The 20,163-nt window shown below is 40.1% G+C and carries 20 protein-coding genes; 12 read left to right on the top strand and 8 right to left on the bottom strand.

Annotated features, from left to right (window positions below; all coding sequences use genetic code 11):
• Positions 1-65 precede the first annotated feature (65 nt).
• From AC1M9C_RS08870 to gmk, 3 genes are all read right to left on the bottom strand, one after another.
• Complete coding sequence (locus tag AC1M9C_RS08870) at positions 66-2,168, bottom strand: RelA/SpoT family protein (protein WP_481953555.1); 2,103 nt, start codon at positions 2,166-2,168, stop codon at positions 66-68.
• A 204-nt stretch (positions 2,169-2,372) separates the two neighbouring features.
• Complete coding sequence (gene rpoZ / locus AC1M9C_RS08865) at positions 2,373-2,654, bottom strand: DNA-directed RNA polymerase subunit omega (RefSeq protein WP_035264331.1); 282 nt, start codon at positions 2,652-2,654, stop codon at positions 2,373-2,375.
• 75 nt (positions 2,655-2,729) lie between these two features.
• Positions 2,730-3,350, bottom strand: coding sequence for a guanylate kinase (gmk, locus tag AC1M9C_RS08860; protein WP_035264330.1), 621 nt, complete (start codon positions 3,348-3,350; stop codon positions 2,730-2,732).
• Between the two features lie 134 nt (positions 3,351-3,484).
• Between gmk and ispH the strand changes: the two genes are divergently transcribed.
• The 12 genes from ispH to rplS all read left to right on the top strand — a co-directional run bounded on the left by ispH (position 3,485) and on the right by rplS (position 14,241).
• Positions 3,485-4,435 carry a 4-hydroxy-3-methylbut-2-enyl diphosphate reductase gene (gene ispH, locus AC1M9C_RS08855; RefSeq protein ID WP_481953554.1) on the top strand — a complete coding sequence of 317 codons (951 nt, stop codon included), beginning with the start codon at positions 3,485-3,487 and terminating at the stop codon, positions 4,433-4,435.
• A gap of 153 nt (positions 4,436-4,588) precedes the next feature.
• On the top strand, positions 4,589-5,020 hold the full coding sequence (locus tag AC1M9C_RS08850) for a pilus assembly FimT family protein (protein ID WP_481596168.1): 432 nt from the start codon (positions 4,589-4,591) through the stop codon (positions 5,018-5,020).
• Positions 5,020-5,538 (top strand): type IV pilus modification protein PilV, encoded by a 519-nt coding sequence (pilV, locus tag AC1M9C_RS08845; protein WP_228143086.1) that lies wholly within the window; start codon positions 5,020-5,022, stop codon positions 5,536-5,538. The genes AC1M9C_RS08850 and pilV overlap by 1 nt, the downstream gene beginning before the upstream one ends.
• Positions 5,538-6,575: a PilW family protein gene (locus AC1M9C_RS08840; protein ID WP_035264319.1), complete on the top strand. Its 1,038-nt coding sequence runs from the start codon at positions 5,538-5,540 to the stop codon at positions 6,573-6,575. Before pilV ends, AC1M9C_RS08840 begins: the two co-directional genes overlap by 1 nt.
• Positions 6,572-7,315 (top strand): pilus assembly PilX family protein, encoded by a 744-nt coding sequence (locus AC1M9C_RS08835; RefSeq protein WP_481953553.1) that lies wholly within the window; start codon positions 6,572-6,574, stop codon positions 7,313-7,315. The genes AC1M9C_RS08840 and AC1M9C_RS08835 overlap by 4 nt, the downstream gene beginning before the upstream one ends.
• 12 nt (positions 7,316-7,327) lie before the next feature.
• Complete coding sequence (locus tag AC1M9C_RS08830; protein ID WP_481953552.1) at positions 7,328-10,999, top strand: PilC/PilY family type IV pilus protein; 3,672 nt, start codon at positions 7,328-7,330, stop codon at positions 10,997-10,999.
• A gap of 9 nt (positions 11,000-11,008) precedes the next feature.
• Positions 11,009-11,506 carry a type IV pilin protein gene (locus AC1M9C_RS08825; protein WP_481613150.1) on the top strand — a complete coding sequence of 166 codons (498 nt, stop codon included), beginning with the start codon at positions 11,009-11,011 and terminating at the stop codon, positions 11,504-11,506.
• On the top strand, positions 11,490-11,954 hold the full coding sequence (locus tag AC1M9C_RS08820) for a type IV pilin protein (RefSeq protein WP_481596170.1): 465 nt from the start codon (positions 11,490-11,492) through the stop codon (positions 11,952-11,954). The genes AC1M9C_RS08825 and AC1M9C_RS08820 overlap by 17 nt, the downstream gene beginning before the upstream one ends.
• A gap of 144 nt (positions 11,955-12,098) precedes the next feature.
• Positions 12,099-12,356, top strand: coding sequence for a 30S ribosomal protein S16 (gene rpsP / locus AC1M9C_RS08815; RefSeq protein ID WP_035264308.1), 258 nt, complete (start codon positions 12,099-12,101; stop codon positions 12,354-12,356).
• 18 nt (positions 12,357-12,374) lie between these two features.
• Entirely contained in the window at positions 12,375-12,923 is a 549-nt protein-coding gene (rimM, locus tag AC1M9C_RS08810; RefSeq protein WP_035264305.1) for a ribosome maturation factor RimM, read from the top strand.
• Positions 12,924-12,949: 26 nt separating this feature from the next.
• Entirely contained in the window at positions 12,950-13,690 is a 741-nt protein-coding gene (gene trmD, locus AC1M9C_RS08805; protein ID WP_092766672.1) for a tRNA (guanosine(37)-N1)-methyltransferase TrmD, read from the top strand.
• A 179-nt stretch (positions 13,691-13,869) separates the two neighbouring features.
• The gene (rplS, locus tag AC1M9C_RS08800) at positions 13,870-14,241 is read left to right on the top strand and encodes a 50S ribosomal protein L19 (RefSeq protein ID WP_004787066.1); all 372 of its coding nucleotides are present in this window, start codon (positions 13,870-13,872) and stop codon (positions 14,239-14,241) included.
• Between the two features lie 61 nt (positions 14,242-14,302).
• Here rplS and AC1M9C_RS08795 read toward each other — a convergent pair whose 3' ends face one another.
• The 5 genes from AC1M9C_RS08795 to AC1M9C_RS08775 all read right to left on the bottom strand — a co-directional run bounded on the left by AC1M9C_RS08795 (position 14,303) and on the right by AC1M9C_RS08775 (position 19,958).
• The gene (locus AC1M9C_RS08795) at positions 14,303-15,283 is read right to left on the bottom strand and encodes a lipase family alpha/beta hydrolase (protein ID WP_481953551.1); all 981 of its coding nucleotides are present in this window, start codon (positions 15,281-15,283) and stop codon (positions 14,303-14,305) included.
• 142 nt (positions 15,284-15,425) lie between these two features.
• Positions 15,426-16,403, bottom strand: coding sequence for a lipase family alpha/beta hydrolase (locus tag AC1M9C_RS08790; RefSeq protein ID WP_481953550.1), 978 nt, complete (start codon positions 16,401-16,403; stop codon positions 15,426-15,428).
• A 227-nt stretch (positions 16,404-16,630) separates the two neighbouring features.
• Positions 16,631-17,605, bottom strand: coding sequence for an esterase/lipase family protein (locus AC1M9C_RS08785; RefSeq protein ID WP_481953549.1), 975 nt, complete (start codon positions 17,603-17,605; stop codon positions 16,631-16,633).
• 158 nt (positions 17,606-17,763) lie between these two features.
• Complete coding sequence (locus tag AC1M9C_RS08780; protein WP_481587369.1) at positions 17,764-18,753, bottom strand: lipase family alpha/beta hydrolase; 990 nt, start codon at positions 18,751-18,753, stop codon at positions 17,764-17,766.
• A gap of 221 nt (positions 18,754-18,974) precedes the next feature.
• Entirely contained in the window at positions 18,975-19,958 is a 984-nt protein-coding gene (locus tag AC1M9C_RS08775; protein WP_180028914.1) for an esterase/lipase family protein, read from the bottom strand.
• Positions 19,959-20,163 lie beyond the last annotated feature (205 nt).

Here is a 20,163-nt window from a genome sequence, read left to right as displayed (position 1 = left end):
TTATTCAAATCTAGCTTCATCATAAAGGATGAACACTATAGGTGAAAGCTCTAATCTGTATTTGTTTAGCAGGCTTGTGAGACTTCTTCAACGGAAAGAGGAGCTGACATGCGTGAAATACGCGGAAAACCAAATTGCATGCGGAGTTCACGAATGATTTGCGCAATTTGTTGACGACTATGAACAACAATACTCAGATAGGTTTTTGATTCGTATTGTCGAACGGACTCGATTCCGATTTTTGATTTACGGCAGATATAAATCAGTTGTGAAATTTGCTCATCACTTAATAATAGATCGATACATAAGTAAGCATTGAAGTTGATTTCTGATTCACCTTCATCTTTCCAATGCAACGGCATAATATTTTCAGGGTGTAACTGTTGTTCGTGTAAAAGGTTCTTACAGCGAGCACGGTGAACAATAAGACCACGGCGAGATAAATGCCCCTGTATAGGATCGCCTAGCACTGCATTACAACAATGGGCATATTTTACATCTACGCCATCAGTACCTAAGATCAGGCGACTTGATGCTTGATCTTGATGATGATCTTGAGCAAAGAGATGGTTCGCCACAAGTTGTGGGAGCAAATCACCTACAGCAATTTGTTCAAAAAGTTGATTCTTGGTTGGAATATGGCGCCATTGTAATAGTTCAGTCCAATTTTGATCAGTTAGATCATGAATAGACGTATTAAATAACTTTAATGCACGATTTAAGGCTTGTTGACCGACAAGACGCTGCTCATCAATATCTTGATCTCGCAAAATATTTTGAATAGAACGTCTGGCTTTTTGAGTGTTAATAAAGCTCAGCCAATCCGGGTTGGGTGAAGCCAGTACATCTGTAATCACCTCAATGACTTGACCGCTTGAGAGTGGTGTAGAAAGCGGTTTGATTTCACCATCAATTTTACAGCCGACTGCATGGTTACCTAAGAACAAGCTTGCAGAGTAAGCGAAATCTACTGCTGTCGCCCCTTGTGGTAACTCATGTAAGTGACCTTGAGGGGTGTAGACCCATATTTTTTCTTGATGTAGATAATCCAATAGATCATTAAACGTGGTCTTCGCACAGTCGCCACCGACTAAGGTATGCAAATTTTGCATAGATGCCTGAATGGCTGATCGGCACGTTTGAGGAGCATTTTCACCTAATACTACCCCAAATCGCGCAGCCTTACGCATAAGTTCAGTTTGAATGGTGAGCGAAAGCGTGGTTTTCTCGCCTTTCAAACGCAGCATCAAGGATTGATTGCCACCTGGAAGAGGGCGGCGGATATGATCTTGGTAATTTAAAACTTGGAAGTTATCTTTTAGTAACTCAACTAAACGATCGCAATCAGCAATGGTTTGGAGCACGATTTCAAACGCATGACTATGTGTGAGTTCTTGAAGGTTAATTTCGTTTTTAACAAAGTGGCGTAATAATTCTATGTTATTGTTTTTCTTTTTAATCCGCCCTGGAATATTGGAGTTTTCCAAGAGGTCACTCAAATGCTTTTCCCAAATGGCTTGGTACTTACAGCGTTGCGGTTTGGTTTGCGCCAAAGCATCTTGTACATCATTGAACATATCTAAATCAAGATTTTGATAGCAGAGGTGTTCAAGGTTGTCAGCCATTTCATTCATGCCGACCAAACGCGCCATTGGCACGAATATATCAAAAGTTTCTTGTGCAATACGGGCACGTTTATCTGGTCTTAAAGCTTCCAAAGTCGTCATATTATGGTAACGGTCTGAAAGTTTAATGATGATCACACGAGGATCTTGTAACGTGGCTTGTAGGATTTTTCGGAATGAGGCTGCTTTATTATATTCTTTGTCACTAGAGTGGCTTAATTTCGTAACACCATCGACCAGCTCAGCCACTGTTTTGCCAAATTTTTCAGTAATGTCTTCTTTGCTAAAGTCGGTATCTTCAATAACATCGTGCAGTAGTGCTGCCATTAAGGTTTCTGGGTCTAGGCGCATATGCGCCAAAATACAACTTACGGCTATCGGATGCAGAATATAGGGTTCACCGCTTTTGCGTGTAATACCATCATGCGCCATGTCAGCATAATCGCAGGCCACAAGTACTCTGTCGACGTCCTTTTCAGATAAATACGCGTCGATGATGACTTTTAGCTGTTGCTTAGCTTGGCTGACCAATGGGCCTGGCATACTACACCTTTGAATCCGTGGAAGAGAGTAAAAAGTAAAAGACTTTACTAAAAATTCATATTGCTACAATGCTCTATTTTTAAATAGAGAATAGCTCTAATTTTTTTAACAAATTTTTTCAATTTTGTCGAATCATTCTCTAAAAAAATTCAATAAAAAAGCCTAGTCACTGGACTAGGCTCTTTTAAATGCAGGTCTTAAAGCTTATTGGAAAGAAAAACCATCTAAGTTTAAGTTATTTGCAGAAAGTGCTAAATCTAAGCTAGACGTTTGATAATCTTGCTCACGCTGTTTCAAGATATCTTTAGTGACATGACCTTCAGCGATTTCACGTAAAGCAACCACTGTTGGTTTGTCATTGTCCCATTCTACAGTTGGTTCGATACCTTGACGAGCAAGTTGACGCGCGCGTTTGCTTGCCACTAGTACAAGCTCAAAGCGGTTGTCTACATGGTCTAAACAATCTTCAACGGTTACGCGTGCCATAAGAGTTCTCGTATGTATGAAATTTTTTAACAGACTGCGCAGTATAAAATGCTTTGTCTATAGACTCAAGTTTAATCACGAATTCGGTGTGATTAATTTTTGAATTAAATCTTTATGTCGGTGAGCCTGTTGTGATAATGAAAGACGGTTCGCATTAATGACAGACTCAAGATCATGTAAAGCTTTATTAAAATCATCATTCAGGATGATGTAATCAAAGTTTACGTACTGTTGCATATCTTCTACTGCACAACTTAAGCGATGTTCAATCACTTCAACAGAATCTGTACCGCGGTTTGATAGGCGTTGGCGAAGATCAAATTGAGTAGGTGGAAGAATGAAAATTTGTTTTGATTCAGGAAAAAGTTTGCGAACCTGTTCTGCACCTTGCCAATCAATTTCAAGTAAAACATCATGACCCTTTGCAAGTTGTTCTTTTACAGTCGCTTGTGAAGTGCCGTAGTAGTTACCGAAAACTTCCGCATATTCGATGAAACCACCTTGATTCACTTGCTCAATGAAAGATTCTTTGCTGGTAAAGTGATAATGCACACCATCTAATTCACCAGGGCGTTGACCTCGAGTAGTGTGTGAAACAGAAACGTGTAAATTGCTTACGCGCTCAAGTAGGGCTTTAACTAATGATGTTTTGCCAGTTCCAGAAGCAGCTGAAACGACAAACAAGAGACCCGACATGATATTTTTCCTGATATGATAAAATATCTTCTCTATTTTAGAGCAGAGTGCTTTTAAACTAAATAGCAATTCGCATTTGTTTTAAAAAATATTCTGATTCATTGACCAAATTTTAGCGATCGTTTGAGGGTCTTATGGAAATTGTTTTAGCTAATCCACGTGGTTTCTGTGCTGGTGTAGACCGCGCTATTGCGATCGTTAATCGTGCACTTGAAAGCTTTAATCCTCCGATTTACGTTCGTCATGAAGTGGTACATAACAAATTTGTTGTGGACGATTTACGCCAACGTGGTGCAATTTTTGTAGATGAATTAGATGAAGTTCCTGATGACAATATCGTGATTTTTAGTGCACATGGTGTATCAAAAGCTGTACAACAAGAAGCTGAGCGCCGTGGATTAAAAGTATTTGATGCCACATGTCCTCTCGTGACAAAAGTGCATATCGAAGTCACAAAATATGCGCGTGAAGGGATTGAAGCCATTCTGATTGGTCATGAAGGGCATCCTGAAGTTGAAGGCACCATGGGTCAATATGATCTGAAAAATGGTGGTGCAATTTATCTGGTTGAAGATGAAGATGATGTTGCTGCTTTACAGGTGAATAATTCTAATAAGTTAGCATTTGTCACTCAAACGACACTTTCCATTGATGATACTGCAAAGGTCATTGATGCTTTACGTGCTAAATTTCCAGCCATCCAAGGGCCACGTAAAGATGATATCTGTTATGCAACTCAAAACCGTCAAGATGCGGTCCGTGATTTAGCGACTCAATGTGATGTCGTTTTAGTGGTTGGTTCTCCAAACTCCTCGAACTCTAATCGTCTTCGAGAATTGGCAGAGCGAATGGGTAAGCATGCTTATCTCGTAGATAATGCGGATGAGCTGAAAAAGGAATGGTTTGCTGAAACCACTAAAATTGGTGTTACCGCAGGTGCTTCAGCACCTGAAATTTTGATTAAACAAGTGATTCAGCGTCTACAAGATTGGGGCGCTACGTCACCACAGGAATTAAATGGGCGAGAGGAGAATATAACCTTTAGCTTGCCTAAAGAATTGAGAATTCAAGTTACTCAAGCTTAATAATGAATTATCAATGACATAGCAGGGTAAGTGAACAGATTTCAAAAGTGTGATCTTATCCTCATTTTAATACCATTTGTCATAACTGTGTTGGCTTTATAATTATAAAATATTACTTTTGTAACATTAATAAATAAATACAAAAGTTTGAATATGAAAGACTTACAACGGGGCTTTACCATTATTGAGCTGTTGATTACCACAATTGTGCTATCAATCACAGCAACCATGGCTATTCCATCTTTTAAAAATATTGTTGCGCAATATCGCCTAAATTCAGATGTGCGTGAATTATCAAGCGTGCTGATGATGGCGCGTAATCAAGCAACATTGTTAAGAAAAGATGTGACTGTAGATCTTAAGTCGAATCAATCAGATAGCAGTACAATCTTTCATTGGACACCCAAAGCGCAAAATAAATTGACTTCATCACAAGAAAAAGTCACATTCTGGATGGATGGGGGAATTTCTGACTTTACATCTGACATAAATTTTTCTATTTGTAATAAGGTGTTAGGTGTTTCTAAAACGATAGCAATTACAAGAATGGGAACACAATATTTAAAAGCAGAGGGGACATGCTAATGCGTGCTGCGCAACAGGGGGTAGGAATGATTGAAATTCTAGTTGCCTTATTGGTTTTGGCCATTGGGGTATTGGGGTTTTCATTTTTACAAATGCGCGCAATTGATGCTTCACATGAAGCAATGTCTAAATTACAAGCCATGAATTTAGCGCGTGACTTATCTGAGAAGATACGTGCGAACTCAAATGCTTATACTCAGTATCAAGCTAGAATAAATGCAGAAACACAAACAACTACAGCCAAATCATGTGTGCAAAAAGGAACGACGAATCCATGTGTTCAAGCAGCCGATTTTGCCCATTATGATGCTGCCCAGATAATAAAAAATGCCAATGGTCTTGGTATGAGTATCAAAATGCCGAATTGCCAAGTCAGTAATAATTTGCAATCTCGCCGATGCATTTACGTAGCATGGGGAAAAACAAAACCTATCGATGATGCTTCTGCAAAAGATGCATGTACCCATGGTGGAAGTTATTTACCAAAAGCGCAATGCATCGTTATGGAGCTTTATTGATGCAGCATCGTAGGTATACACAAAAAGGTTTGACGCTAGTCGAGCTTATGATCGCTTTGGTGCTTGGATTATTGATTACCGCTGCTGCGGTACATCTGTTTTTTACAGGGCAGATGGGATTCACGATGCAGAAAGGGATGTCGGAGGTTCAAGATAACGGCAACTTTGGTCTGCGCTTTCTTACTTATGAAATTCGTAAAGCAAATTATGGCCAAGTAAATATCATTAATGATCGTTTGACACATGGTGGCATTGTTATCACTTCAGCTCAGTCTCCAGTGGTGCCTACATCTGGTGATTTGGCATTTAATGCGACCAATATTCCCGTCAATATTTCACGAAATATTCCAAATACGGAGGTTGTGCCTGTATCACAATCTGGTATGCCGAGTAATATAGAGTTGGTTTCAGCTGAATCTTCACAACCTGCTCAAGCGGGAATGAGCGACCAATTGGTCATGCAGTTTTATGCTGATACACAAGGTGTGGATTGTGAAGGTAATAATTACGATGCTGGACGATATATTGTTCAACGTTTTTTTCTACGTAAAGATGCAAATGCAAATATTCAAAAAGAACCACACGATGCATTGGTCTTGGCCTGTGAAGCAGGGTGGTACACGCGTAACAGCACTCAAATTTTAAAAAATTTTAATAATAAACAGACTGTCTTTGGAACAACGAATGGTGAAATTTTGATGCATCGTGTTGATCACTTTCACTATCTGTTGGGGATTTCTAATGACGATAATACGGCACAGCAAAGATATATAAGTATTGAAGATTATAAAAAGCTCAATGTTTATCCACGTCCACGCATCAATTCAATACAGGTCGGTTTATTAGTAAGATCATCTGAAAATGTAGGTCAAAATCAAGCAATTTCTCCTCATCAAGAATTTGAAGTTCTTGATCAAAAAGTAAAATTAAAAAAAGCACAAAAAACCGTCGCGACTAAATTTATTCGACAAGTCATTACACAAACGATCGCGATTCGAAATGGTATGAGTGTGATGGATTCAGCGGAGGGCTTATGATTCAACATCAACGTGGTGCAACGCTGATTGTCGTACTGATTATGTTAGTTCTGCTCACCATTATTGGTACTTGGGCGATTCGACAAAGTATGGTGAGTTTGAATATCACCACCAATAGTCAAGCGCAACAATTGTTAATGCAATCTTCCGATACTGTTTTTTATCGATTGGGGCATGGCGGCTATGCTGCCTCCAGTGGTAACCCTCTGAGCTTAATTGGTTACTCAATTCAGAATGAAGGTGACGAAGTCGTATTCTGTTTTAGAAACCAATCCAATAGTGCGATGTTTAATGTTTCCAACAGTAGTGTATTGCGTTGGAATGAAGCAATGAGTGATGTCTCAGTCGATGGTGTTTCTGGGTTTTGTTCCTTATCAAACGATGGGGATTATGCCAGTGCTCGTAAGGCGCAATTAACTCAGGTGTCTGTAATCGTAAGCCCTCCATCAGACAGTGATCATGATATCCCACTTTCAAACGCAAACGTTGGAACTGACACTGAAAGTATAGGACAACCTTCTGATACTAAAAAAATGACAGTCTATTCAACATCGCTCTTACCCGCATTGTCTTCGACAGATTTAACGGATGAAATCCATCTTTGTTTGCGCCGACCACATACAGCACCATTGGTGGGTAATGCACAAACCATTTCATCTTGTTTAAAGGATATTGGTGTGCCGTATAACACCCAAATTCAAAGTTACATTTTTGATGCTTATCAGCGCGCTGAATCTTAATGGGGATGTGTTGTGAATAAAAAGATAAAGAATCATTTTACAAAAAAGATGATTGCGCAAAGTATTGCAGTCGTGATGGCATTGGGTGCGATCCCAATGCAAATGAACGCCAGTGATCTACAAATTTATCAAAATCCTGTAGCAAAAAATAATCCGATTATCATGTTGGCGATTGATAACTCGATGAGTATGAGTGCAGTAGATGCAACTTATAAAGGTCAAAGTGTTAGCCGTTTAAATGCCTTAAAAAATTCATTGGTAGATGCCTTAAATGCAAAGGACTTATCAGGAAATTATCGTATTCCAGATAATGTTTATATTGGGGTGTCGGTGTTTACGTCAACGGGTGAAATAGGGACAACAGAAGATTGGTTAAGCTATGGTGAAAATGCTCGTTCATCTAAAATCTTACTAGAAGCAAAACAACTTACACCTGCTCACCGTACGGATTTAATCAATAAAATTAATAGTATTGGAGCCGTAGGTAGTACGCCCACACCACTATTACTCTCAGAAACTTATGCGTATTTACTAGGAAATCGTACCTTTGGGGCTAACCTAAAAGGCATCGATTTACTTCCTTCATCTAAATATTCTAATTATAGCCGTGGTTTATCTGGAGCATCATTTGCGCCAGCGGACATTCGCAAAGCGGATGGTAGTTATAGAGCGCCACTCAACAAGTTGAATAACAGTGATGCCCAATGTAGTACGCAAGGTGTTTTTTTCTTAACAGATGGGGCGCCAGTTGGTTTGAGACCAAAGACGGTACTCCCTGTCATGCAAAATGCGTTGGCAGATGACAGCTTTACTTGTGAAGGCTCGCCCTTAAAAGATGTCTATTACAATTACGGTAATGCCAAAGGTGCCAGTGGTGCCGCGACCTTCAATGGCGAGTTTAAGGAAATGGCGACGCAGCCATATCGTTTTTATGAAGATGATATTGGTAATGCTGTGTCAGCCAATCAAACCACCTGGCAAAACCGTAGTTCATGGGCTTGTGTGGGTAAGATGGTTCAGCGTTTGGCAAATCAAACACAGATGACCAGCGATGCGAATCAGAAGCGTGTTTATACATCTACTGTAGGTTTTGGTCCCTTATTCCAAAAGCATCCACGAGAAACCTGTCGTGATTATGACAATGACGGTCTATACGATCATTGTACTTTTGATAGTAGCTATACAGGTTCTGGAAATGACATTTCCAATAGTATGAATGCTCAAGCATTAAAACAGTTGGGGAATGTGATTGGTAAAGGGGATACCTACGGGACTCGCCAAGAAATTGGGGGGTATACCCAAGCGACTTCTGGTGAAGATATTCAGAATGCATTGAATACCTTCTTGGTTGCCGTCTCTCACGGTAACTTTGAGGCTGCTAGTTTTGGTACTTATGTGGTGCCATTTGACCGTTTATCAACAAGTTCAGCATATCCTTATGTGTTCGCACCGCAGTTTCAACCACAGGTGAGCACAGCAAATTCGGTATTGGCTTCCACACATCAATTATGGTTAGGGAACTTAAAGAAATACAGTATTAACGCTCAAGCTGTGATGATTGATCGTGGGGGGAAAGAGGTACTTGATCGATCAGGTGCAATACGAACCAATACGCAGGATTTTTGGAACAATACTGGAATAGATGATGGTTTGAGTGCAATTCAAGGGGGCGTGTTCTCTCGGATTGCCACACCTTCACCACTAGCAGGTGTTACTGCTACAGACAAAATAAAAACGCGCCCTTTATTCACCAATGCAACGATTGCCACAACGGGTGATCAAGCAAAACGATTGGTAGGTTCTGAGAATGGACAACTGACGAAATTAACGACACAGAATGTGCTAGCCGCGACCTATATTGATTCAACCAAGTCGGGGTGGCGACAAAATGTATATCAACCCTATTTACTGTCGGCTTTGGGTTATCGACTTGATAAAAACTACTTAAGTAGCTTACCTGCTGGATACATTTGGAATGATCTAAATAAGGTTAAAGATCTTAAGGTGATGCAGCAAATGGGAGGCGTTGTTCACTCGGAACCATTGTTGGTGACGCTCGAAGCAAAATATAACGCGGGGTCTGGTACCATTTTAGCGAATACCCGTAATGCGACTCATCGAAAAGATTACGTGGTATTTGGGACGATGCAAGGATTATTGCATGTTGTGGATCAAGAAACTGGTGAAGAGGCATTTAGTTTCTTAGCTCATGAAATGGTTCAAGATCCAAGTCGACGAGACGCGTTACTTGAACAGTCCAATACATTATTGTCATCTGCGCATCCTATTTATGGCATGGATGGATCATGGACTTCAGATGTTCAATATAAGATTGATCAGAACAACAATAAGTTTATTGCTGCGAAAGCCAACATTTATGGTGGTATGCGCATGGGTGGGCGTAGTTATTATGCCTTGGATATGAAAAATCCGAACCAACCTGAATTACTTTTCCATGTTGATCCAAGTTCTGGAACGATAAAGAGTAAATCAACATCAGTGAGTGGCACAAATCAATCAGATGCCTTAAAAGCTATGGGATATAGTTGGTCTAAACCTACCATTGCTAAAATTCGTTTTGACGGCAAAGTTAAAACGGTCATGATTGTGGGTGGTGGCTATGATATGGCCTATGAAACGGATGGTTATCAGCCTCAATCTGCATTAACTGGTCAACGAGCTAATCAAGGGGCGGGCGTCTATATTTTTGATGCTGAAACGGGCGAATTATTGTGGAATGCACGCTATGGCAACCAATCGAATCAAACCAGTGTTGATGTTAAGCATGCTGAGATGAAATATAGTGTGGTCAGTCAAATTAAAGCATTTGACCGCAATACGGATGGTTTGATCGATCACCTATATTTTGGTGATTTAGGTGGGCAAGTGTGGCGCGTCGATCTCAATAATCGTCTTGGAACGAATACAACCGCGTTTGGACGAGTGACACGTCTTGCTGATTTTAGTGCGTATCACCAACGTTTTTATGAAATGCCTGCTTTGACCATCCATGATCTGAATGGTGAGCGATTTGGTGCGGTGAGTATTGCGTCAGGAAATCGCAGCTTTCCATTAAATACCAGCAATATTTATGACAATCGAGTCTATGTGTTACATGATTATGACTTGGCACAACCGAATTTGTTTCAAGCGAATTTTGCTAAAACACAAAACCTTACCGAAGCTCATTTAACTGCATGGTCTAATTTATCAGGTACAACAGTGCCACATCTGATGAACCGTAATAAGCGTGGTTGGTTCTATGTGTTGCAACGAACAACGGCTAAAAACGAAACAGCGAATACTGGTACAGTTAAAGCATTAAATGGTTATATTGCGATCGCAAATAGTCCAAGTCATTCAGATTTATATGTGTCTTTATACAATCCAAATGATGCATCGTCACAACAACCGAACCAATGTACTGGGGGCATTAAAGGAGCAAGTCGTACCTTAAAGCTTTGCTTGCCGTATGGTGTTTGTGGAGATGCTGGATCAACGTCTAATCTTCAAAATAAAATTGTGGCAGAAATCTCAGAGACTAAGTCTGATGGGATTAGTAAGCTAAACAGCGTACCTATTGTCCAGAATGGTAAAAAGAAAACGACTTTGCTGGGCGGTGGTTATACCAACTACATCACAACCAAAGTGCTGAAAGCTTATAACTGGTTTGAGCGTCAGTAGGTGGTTACCATGAATCAAAAAGGTTTTACGCTGATTGAGTTGATGGTTGTTGTGGTGATGATTGCCATATTGATGACAATCGCAGTGCCATCTTACCAAAGTTATTTAAAACGTAATGCTGCTGCACAGGCTCAGCAAGAAGTATCCAAAATTATTGAACAACTTGAACGCTATAAAAGTCGCAGTTTTTCCTATCGAGGTTTTGATGCGAAGTATATTTACGATCAAGATACTTCAATGACGAGTATTTCCCTGCCTGATGCGAAGAAACCAAAATATGTGATTAGTATTGCAGATATCAGTGAAAAAACACCTAAAACCTTATTAAGTTCAGATCAGGGCTTGGGACGGGCATGGGGGATTCGAGCTTTACCAACGCAGACAGGATATGATGCGTTTTTGGCGACGAGTCAGGGTATTCGTTGTAAAACAGAATATTTGGTGGAAAATGACTTAAAAGAAGTCAATGCATATACAGGATGTGGTGCAAATGCAAAACAATGGTAATTCAGGATTTACTTTAGTAGAGATTATGATTGCAGTGGTCATCATTGGAATTTTAGCCATGATTGCCTATCCGTCCTACCAAGAATATGTTCGTAAAACTAAACGTGTCGAAGTAAAAACCACATTGGCAGATATTGCAGCTCGACTTCAGCACTATCAGGTTGCGAATTACAGTTATATTAAACCGGATGGCAAAGCAGTCACGTTGGCTGAATTAGGATTTCAGACCAATGCGCAAAATCGAGTTGAAGTTCCGTATTATGATCCTGTCTATACGGTTGGTATATCAGATGTAACCAACAACAGTTGGGTGTTGAGTGCAGTGCCTGTGAGTGGAAAATTGATGCAAACAGATGGTCACTTTGTCATAAATGAAGCCAATGAAAAATGTTGGGTGAAAGCAGCTTCTTGTACGCCTTCTTCAAGTACAAACTGGGATGGAAAATAAATTTAAATTCAAAAATGTGGATAAATAATTTTTGAGCTTTCAATCGGATCAAAGTTCACGTAAAATACTGCCCTCTATGAAAGGGGTTTGAAATGTATCGATGGTCGGTGCAGGGATAATCCGTAAAAACTATAAGGTTCTATCATGGTTGTTATTCGTCTTGCACGCGGTGGTGCTAAAAAACGTCCGTTCTATCAAATCATCGTGACTGATAGCCGTAATGCACGTGACGGTCGTTTCATCGAACGTATCGGTTTCTTCAACCCTACAGCTCAAGGTAAAGCAGAAAAACTTCGTTTAGATGCTGATCGTTTCGCTCACTGGGTTGCTCAAGGTGCTCAACCTTCTGAACGTGTTGCTTCATTAGCTGCTCAAGCTAAAAAAGCTGCAGCTGCTGTTTAATACGGTAGAAGCTAGCCCATGACACCAACACAGAATGTTCCCGAAGATCGTATTCAGATTGGACAGCTACGTTCAGCTTATGGATTAAATGGGTGGCTCTGGGTCTATTCGAACACAGAACCTATGAGCAACATATTTGACTATCTGCCTTGGTACATCGAGACCAAAGCAGGTTGGCAAATTGTAGATGTGAAACGTTGGAAGCCACATGGTAAAGGCTTAGTTGTTTCGCTGAAAGGTGTGAGTGATCGTACTGCAGCAGACAATTTAGTTGGCGCAAATATCTGGATTTCTAAATCGCAACTGCCTCAACCAGGCGTGGACGAGTATTATTGGTCTGATCTAAAGGGTCTAACAGTGTTAGGTCTGGATGATGAAGAGCAAGAAGTCAATCTTGGTCAAATCCACGAATTGTTTGAAACAGGTGCTAACGATGTGATGGTAGTTCGCGCAACTGCTGACAGTGTCGATGGCGAAGAGCGAATGATTCCATGGCATAAAGATGTGGTGCAACGCGTTGATCTCGAAACTGGTCGTATCTATGTCAATTGGGGCGTAGATTACTAATATTTTCGGAAATACGGGAGTCTGCGATGTTTTTTGCAGTCATTACGCTTTTTCCTGAAATGTTTGAAGCGATTACAAGTTTTGGTATTAGCGGTCGCGCAGCGAAACGCGATTTAATGCAAATTCATTGTATTAATCCTCGTGATTTTGCAACAGGGAACTACAAACGCGTGGATGAGCGTCCATTTGGTGGTGGTCCTGGTATGGTGATGATGGCTGAGCCATTGGCAAAAGCAATCCATCGTGCCAAAGAGCTTGCAACGCAAGCAGGTGCTGTTCATGTACCTGTGGTGTATATGTCGCCACAAGGTAAAACCTTAAATGAACCTTCAGTACAAGATTTCGTGCAATATGACGGATTAATTGTATTGTGTGGTCGTTATGAAGGTGTTGATGAGCGTTTGATCCAAAAATATGTTGATCAGGAGTGGTCCATAGGGGATTACGTTTTATCTGGGGGAGAACTGCCTGCGATGGTTTTATTGGATAGTATTATTCGGAGACTTCCGGGTGCAATGTCTGATGAACAATCACACGTTCAAGACTCATTTGTGGATGGTTTACTCGACTGTCCGCAATATACAAAGCCTGATCATTTTGAAGGTTTGGATGTGCCTGAGGTACTAAAATCAGGTCATCATGCAAATATTGAAAAATGGCGTTTTTTGCAGCGCTATCAACGAACGCTTGAACGTCGACCTGAATTGGTTGAAAAAGTTGAGTTGACTAAGCAGCAAAAGAAATGGCTCAAAGATTCGCAAAAATAAATCTTTTAGATTTATTTAAGCAAATATGACCTCAAGCATTTTGCTTGAAGTATTAAATAGGCTCTTTATGCATTGAAGCGGTCAAGCATGAAGGGAAAGTCAATCGGGTCTATGCGCCTTAGCCTCTAGCCCCAGTGGATATCAGACCTCTTCTGACCCACACATATTGGAGATACCCCATGAGCGGTAAGCATCCTTTAGTACAAGCTGTAGAAAATGCTCAGCTTAAACAAGACATCCCAGCTTTTGCACCAGGTGACACAGTAGTTGTCCAAGTAAAAGTAAAAGAAGGCGACCGTGAACGTCTACAAGCGTTCGAAGGCGTTGTAATCGCTAAGAAAAACCGTGGTTTGAACTCTGCGTTCACAGTACGTAAAATTTCTAGCGGTGTTGGTGTTGAGCGTGTTTTCCAAACTCATTCACCAATCGTAGCTAAAATCGAAGTTAAACGTCGTGGTGACGTTCGTCGTGCTAAACTTTATTACCTACGTGAACTTTCTGGTAAAGCTGCACGTATTCGTGAAAAGTTACCAGCTCGTAAACAAGGTTAATTTTAGCCTTGCTTCGAAGCAAAAAAATGCGCCTTTTGGCGCATTTTTTTATGATCAAAACTTACAAACCTTGAATCTTCAAACGATTGGCATGTTGTCTAAAGATTGATACTGGATCAGGAGCAAAGAAGCCTTTAAGCCCAAGTATTTGATTGACTTCATCAAAATGATTTAAGTTGTAATTATCACGAATTACTTTGCCGTATTTAGCACTACAAATAGGCACGAGACCATCGTGATTGCGTTCATTAGGCATAATCGCTGTCCCTAAGACAACAATTGCGGTATCTAAAATATCGAGAACATTGGTCACCTTTGAAGAACCAATCCAAGAATAATGATATACGCCGTTAGCCGTTTGTAATGAACCGTTAGAATTACAGTCTTTTGGGATCGCAGCAGAAGGGAACTTTTGATTAAATTCTAAAGAACCTTTTACAGAAAGATCATACATGGATTGTTCGTAATTAACGCTAAGACTTGGATTACCTTCCATAATTGAAATTGCAGGTGCCAAAATATCACCAATAACTAATTTTGCTACACTATTAAGCACTTTACTATTTACGAAAGTATCTCCTAAGGGAGAGCCCTTAATGCTGCCTGCAACAGCAGTCAGAGAGGCAACTTTCTTAGGAGCAATGGCTTCAACGTAACGTACAGTAGGTCCTCCATGACTATGGCCGATCAAATTGACCTTATCTTTACCCGTAATAGCTAAAGCTGTTTCTACTTGTTGTAACAGTTGCTCACCACGAACCACAGTTGATTCGACAGGAGACATTTGAGCGACAAAAACACGTGCACCATTTCGTGCGAGGTCAGGGGTAATTTGATAGAACTGATCTAAACCGAAATGTTCTGTACCAATGCGGCTAAAACCTAATGCAAAGCCATGGGCCATTACAATAGGGTACTTAGTTTGCGCATAATTGGTATTTACGTATTTAGCTTCGACATCGATCAGGCCGGAAGCATATGTAAGTTGAGATAATCCTACGAGACTTAGTAGAAGTGCTGGGATCATTTTTTTTGTTTTCATTTTTTCTTCCTTAAAAAGACAATATTTATTGTCAAAAAATATTGTAAAGAAAAACTAAACAAAAATAGGATAAATCCGACTAAATGTTGATCATTATTAAATTGAAAGAAAGGGTGAGAAATTCACCCTTTGTGTTTAGGTTTTATAGCCCTTGGAGTTTAAGTCGATTTGCATGCTGACGATAAACATCTACAGCACTTGGTGCAAAAATGCTTTTTAAACCGAGTAGATGGTTAATTTCATCTAAATGATTCCATTTATAATTATCACGAATGACCTTGCCAAATCGAGCGGAGCAACGCCCTACAATTCCATCTCCATCTTTTTCAGCCAAAAGAGAAGAAGCTAACATGCCATAATCAGATGGATCTAAAGCAGTATTAAATGGAGAGTTACCCATAAATGAATAATAATGAGTATTGTTGACACGATAAGCCCCTTCGCCACATTGGGTTGTAGGTACACCATTTGGAAAATTCTGACTAAATTTGAATGATTCTTTCGTTCCTAAACTTTGTAGGGCTGCTTTAGCATCATAAGGAAAGACTTTGGGATCAAGACCAGATGCGAATGTAATCACTGGCGATACCAGATTGTCAAAAATCGCGCGAGCAGGTGCTTCTAAAATATTACCTACCAGAACACCTTCTAGTATATCAGCCATTCTTGCTCCTTGATTTCCAGAAGCAATTGTCGTAACAGATGCGACATGATCAGGTATAACACCTGCAATATATCGAACAGTCTGACCACCATGACTATGTCCGATTAAATTCACTTTTTGCTTGCCGGTAATGGCAAGTATCTCTTCAACTTGACTCAGTGCTTGTTCGCCTCGCACTTCACTTGAGTTCATCGTTGAAACACGTGTTTGCCAGATGTTTGCACCATTTCGAGCAAGATCAGGAGTGATCTGATAAAAGTAGTCAACACCGACCATACTACCAAAGCCAAATAAGCCATGGGCAAGCACAATAGGGTATTGGGTTTGTGAATAATTTGATTTAGGTGTTTTGACGGTATGGTTAACGGCTAAATCTTTAATTTGCGTTGAGGCTTGTGCAACAGGAAGAAAACATGAACCTATGCATAGGCTCATGACTATTTTTTTTAGTTTCATTTTCGATACTCATTCAGTGATTCGTTTATTTTTATGATTCAGGCGATATCCATCGCCATAATTTAAGATACTAAAATTGTGACTTAAGTCTATAAAAAAGAGATAAAGTGCAAATTTATTGATATAAATTGGATGGGTGACTCATTTATAGGATAGATATGTCATACTAATGAGGGCTATTTAAACAGTCTGGACCCATCTAGAGATGAGTGCAGACAAAAAATATATTAGAGACCTTGTTGTTTAAGGCGATTTGCATGTTGACGATACATCGAGACTGGATCTGGCGCAAAGACACTTTTTAAACCAAGCACTTGATTGACTTCATCTAGATGATTCCAATTGAGATCATCACGGATGGTTTTACCGAATTTCGCACTACAACGTGAAACTAGTCCATCATTCTCTTGACCACCATCAATTAATAGACTGGTAATTTTTAAAGCTGAGTCTAGATCAAGTGGGTTTGTGACCGTTCCGATACCCGTAAAGGAATAGTTATATATTCCTTGTTCACGATATAAACCTTCAGAGCATGAGTTTTGAGGAACGCCTATAGGATATTTTTGATTAAATATTGCTGATCCTGCTAAGCTCAAACTATTGGCTCCCGCAAGTGAGTCATGAGGGAAGGATGCTGGATCAAGTCCCTGTGCCCAAATAATAGCTTTAGACAGTAGATTGACTACAGTCACAATTGGTGTTTCAAGGATTGGTGCTGTATCACGAATTTTTAATATAAAATCAGACACTGGTGAGCCTTGATGTGGCGCCCCAATCGCTGTCATTGATGCAACTAATTCAGGTCTTACACCTGCGACATATCGAATTGTGGGCCCGCCGTGAGAGTGACCGATTAGATTGACCTTAGGCGACCCAGTGAGTGCAATGACTTCTTCAACTTGATGTAAAAGTTGCTCACCCCGAATTTCTGATGAGTTAAATGGCGATACACGGGAAGCCCATACATTTGCACCGTTACGGGCGAGATCAGGTAAAATTTGATACCAATAATCTACACCGAGTGGATCAGTGCCAATACGGATAAAACCAGACATTCCGTGACTAAATACGATTGGATACTGGGTTTTTGCATAGGTAGTTTGAAATTTTGAAGTCACTTGTTCAGGTGCTGTAGCAGCGTAACTCGTGCCAATTAAACAGGCGAAAGAGAGGCATGTCCCCAAAATAAATTTTCTCATCTCTATTCCTTAGATGGATTGAAATATTCGACAATTTCCGTTGTCACAATAAGAGTATAGCGAAGCAAAAGGAAAGAAAAGCGGATTTAAATTTTAGGGAACAATTTTTAAGATAAGCCTCCATAATTTCGTGATGAGCGTATGGAGGCTTGATAAGATTATAGTCCTTGAAGTTTCAAACGATTTGCATGTTGTCGATAAACCGATACTGGATCTGCTGCAAAAATGCTAGTCATCCCCATCATTTGATTGACCTCATCTAAATGATTCCAACGGTAATCATCCCGAATCGTTTGTCCGAAGCGAGCACTGCAAACTGGGACTAAACCATCATTTGCACCTTCCTTAGATACAATGAAAGATGCCGCTTGCATTGCATAATCCGATGGATCAAGGGCATTGGTAAACGGTGTATTACCAGTAAATGAATACATACGCATGCCATTGACTTGATATGCACCCTCACCACATTTTGTGGTTGGTACACCCGCAGGGAAACGTTGTGTAAATGCTAATGAGCCTGCTGTAGATAAACTTTTAGCCGAGGCAAGCGAATCATGTGGTAGGCTTTTCGCATTTAATCCTTGTGCCCAAACAATTGCTCCCGAGACAAAATTCATCGCTGTCGCAAGCACAGTATCAAGTCCTGTTCCTTCTGAACGCAAGATAAAGTCTGCCATAGGTGATCCTTTATTCACACCAGCGACAGTGGTCATGGATGCCACATGTTCAGGAATTGTTCCACCAATATAACGTATTGATGGTCCACCTTGACTATGCCCAATTAAGTTCACTTTTTGTGCACCAGTGATGGCTAAAATATCTTCAACTTGTTGAAGCAATTGCTCTCCACGAATTTCGTTGGAGTTGAATGGAGATACTCGTGTAGGCCAGACATTGGCACCATTACGCGCTAGATCTGGCAGGATTTGGTGCCAATAATCTAAACCAAAGCTCTCTGTACCAAGACGGATAAATCCTGTTAGTCCGTGTGCAAATACGATTGGGTATTTAGTTTTTGCGTAGGTATTGTATTTGCCAAGTGTCGAGGTTACAGGTTTCACTTCTAATGCAGAAGCATTAGATAATTGAGTCGTTAAGCAAGCTGCAGACGTAAGTAGGCACGCCATAATTTTGTTGTATTTCATCATCATCCTCAACTTTTTATTATCAAACCCTAATCCTAGAGTTAAATTGATTATAGTGATGTAAATCACATTTTAAATATCGAATAGATGAATGGTAAATTTTTAAGGTTAAAAAAGAGAGGTAGATTTGATCAATGAACTATCTTGATGAAGATTTGAATCTGCTTTCAAATCCAGCCTAATGAATTTGAAAGCAATTACTCAATTAAAGAGCTAGAGATTTAAAGTCCTTGTAATTTAAGGCGGTTGGCGTGCTGTCTATAAACTGCAACTGGGTCAGGAGCAAAAAGTCCTTTAATTCCGAACAGCAAGTTCACCTCATCTAAATGATTCCACGGAAAGTCATCACGAATAGTTTTACCAAAATGGGCACTACAAACTGGAACGATGCCATCATTTTTTCCTGCTTTATGAACCGACAAACGGTCAAGTAGAACCATGACAGGGTCACCTAGATCCAAGGCATTCGTAAAAGGCTTGTTTCCTGTCATTGAATATAAATGAATTCCTTTTTCTTGATAAGCACCTTCGCCACAGTGGGTTAATGGTAAACCGAGAGGGAATTTTTGATTAAACAAGGCAGTTCCTTCAACAGATGTACTCACACCAGCGGCCATCGCATCATGTGGGAACGTATCAGCAGGAAGACCTTGCGCCCACATAATGACTTTACCAAAAGTGCTGATGAGAACATTCAGTAGCTCAGATGTTCCTGTTTTATCTGCGATTTTTAATACATCTGACGCGATGATTGTACCTTTGTTGGCACCGGCTACAGTCATCACCGATGCAACATGTTCAGGCATTACACCTGCGGCATAACGAACAGAGTTTGCACCATGACTATGACCAATCAGATTGAGTTTGTCAGCACCAGTAATCGCCATGACTTCTTCAAGTTGTTGAACATATTGTTCACCTCGGACTTCAGAAGAATTGAAAGGAGACATCCTAGCCGCCCATGTGTTTGCACCGTTTCTCGCTAGATCAGGTAAAATTTGATACCAGTAATCCATGCCTAGACTTTCAGTGCCTAAACGTATAAATCCGACCATTCCATGAGCGAATACAATAGGATATTTCGTTTTGGCATAATCAGATTTGACACTTGAGACTTTGATCTGTTGAGCTTGAGTAGCATAAGTTGTCGTAGATGTTAGACATAGCGCTGTCACCAGCGAGCCTAGAATGTGTTTTATTTTCATTATTATTCCTAGTTTTTTAGTGAATCTATGATGTTCTTCCAGATGAACATACAGAAGACCTTAAAAGATGTTATTGAATGCAACAAGATACAAAAAATGCCAATTTAGCTTGCCGAATTAACATATAAAAAGCAAAAAAAAATCAAAAGTTGAAATAATTAAAGGGTTTAATCATTAGCAAATGTGTTCAAAAAGCATTATTTAA

It is taken from the genome of Acinetobacter sp. 24-47-39 (genome assembly GCF_056783825.1).
The sequence above is the reverse complement of the archived record's forward strand: the minus strand, read 5'-3'. Positions and strand labels throughout refer to the sequence as shown.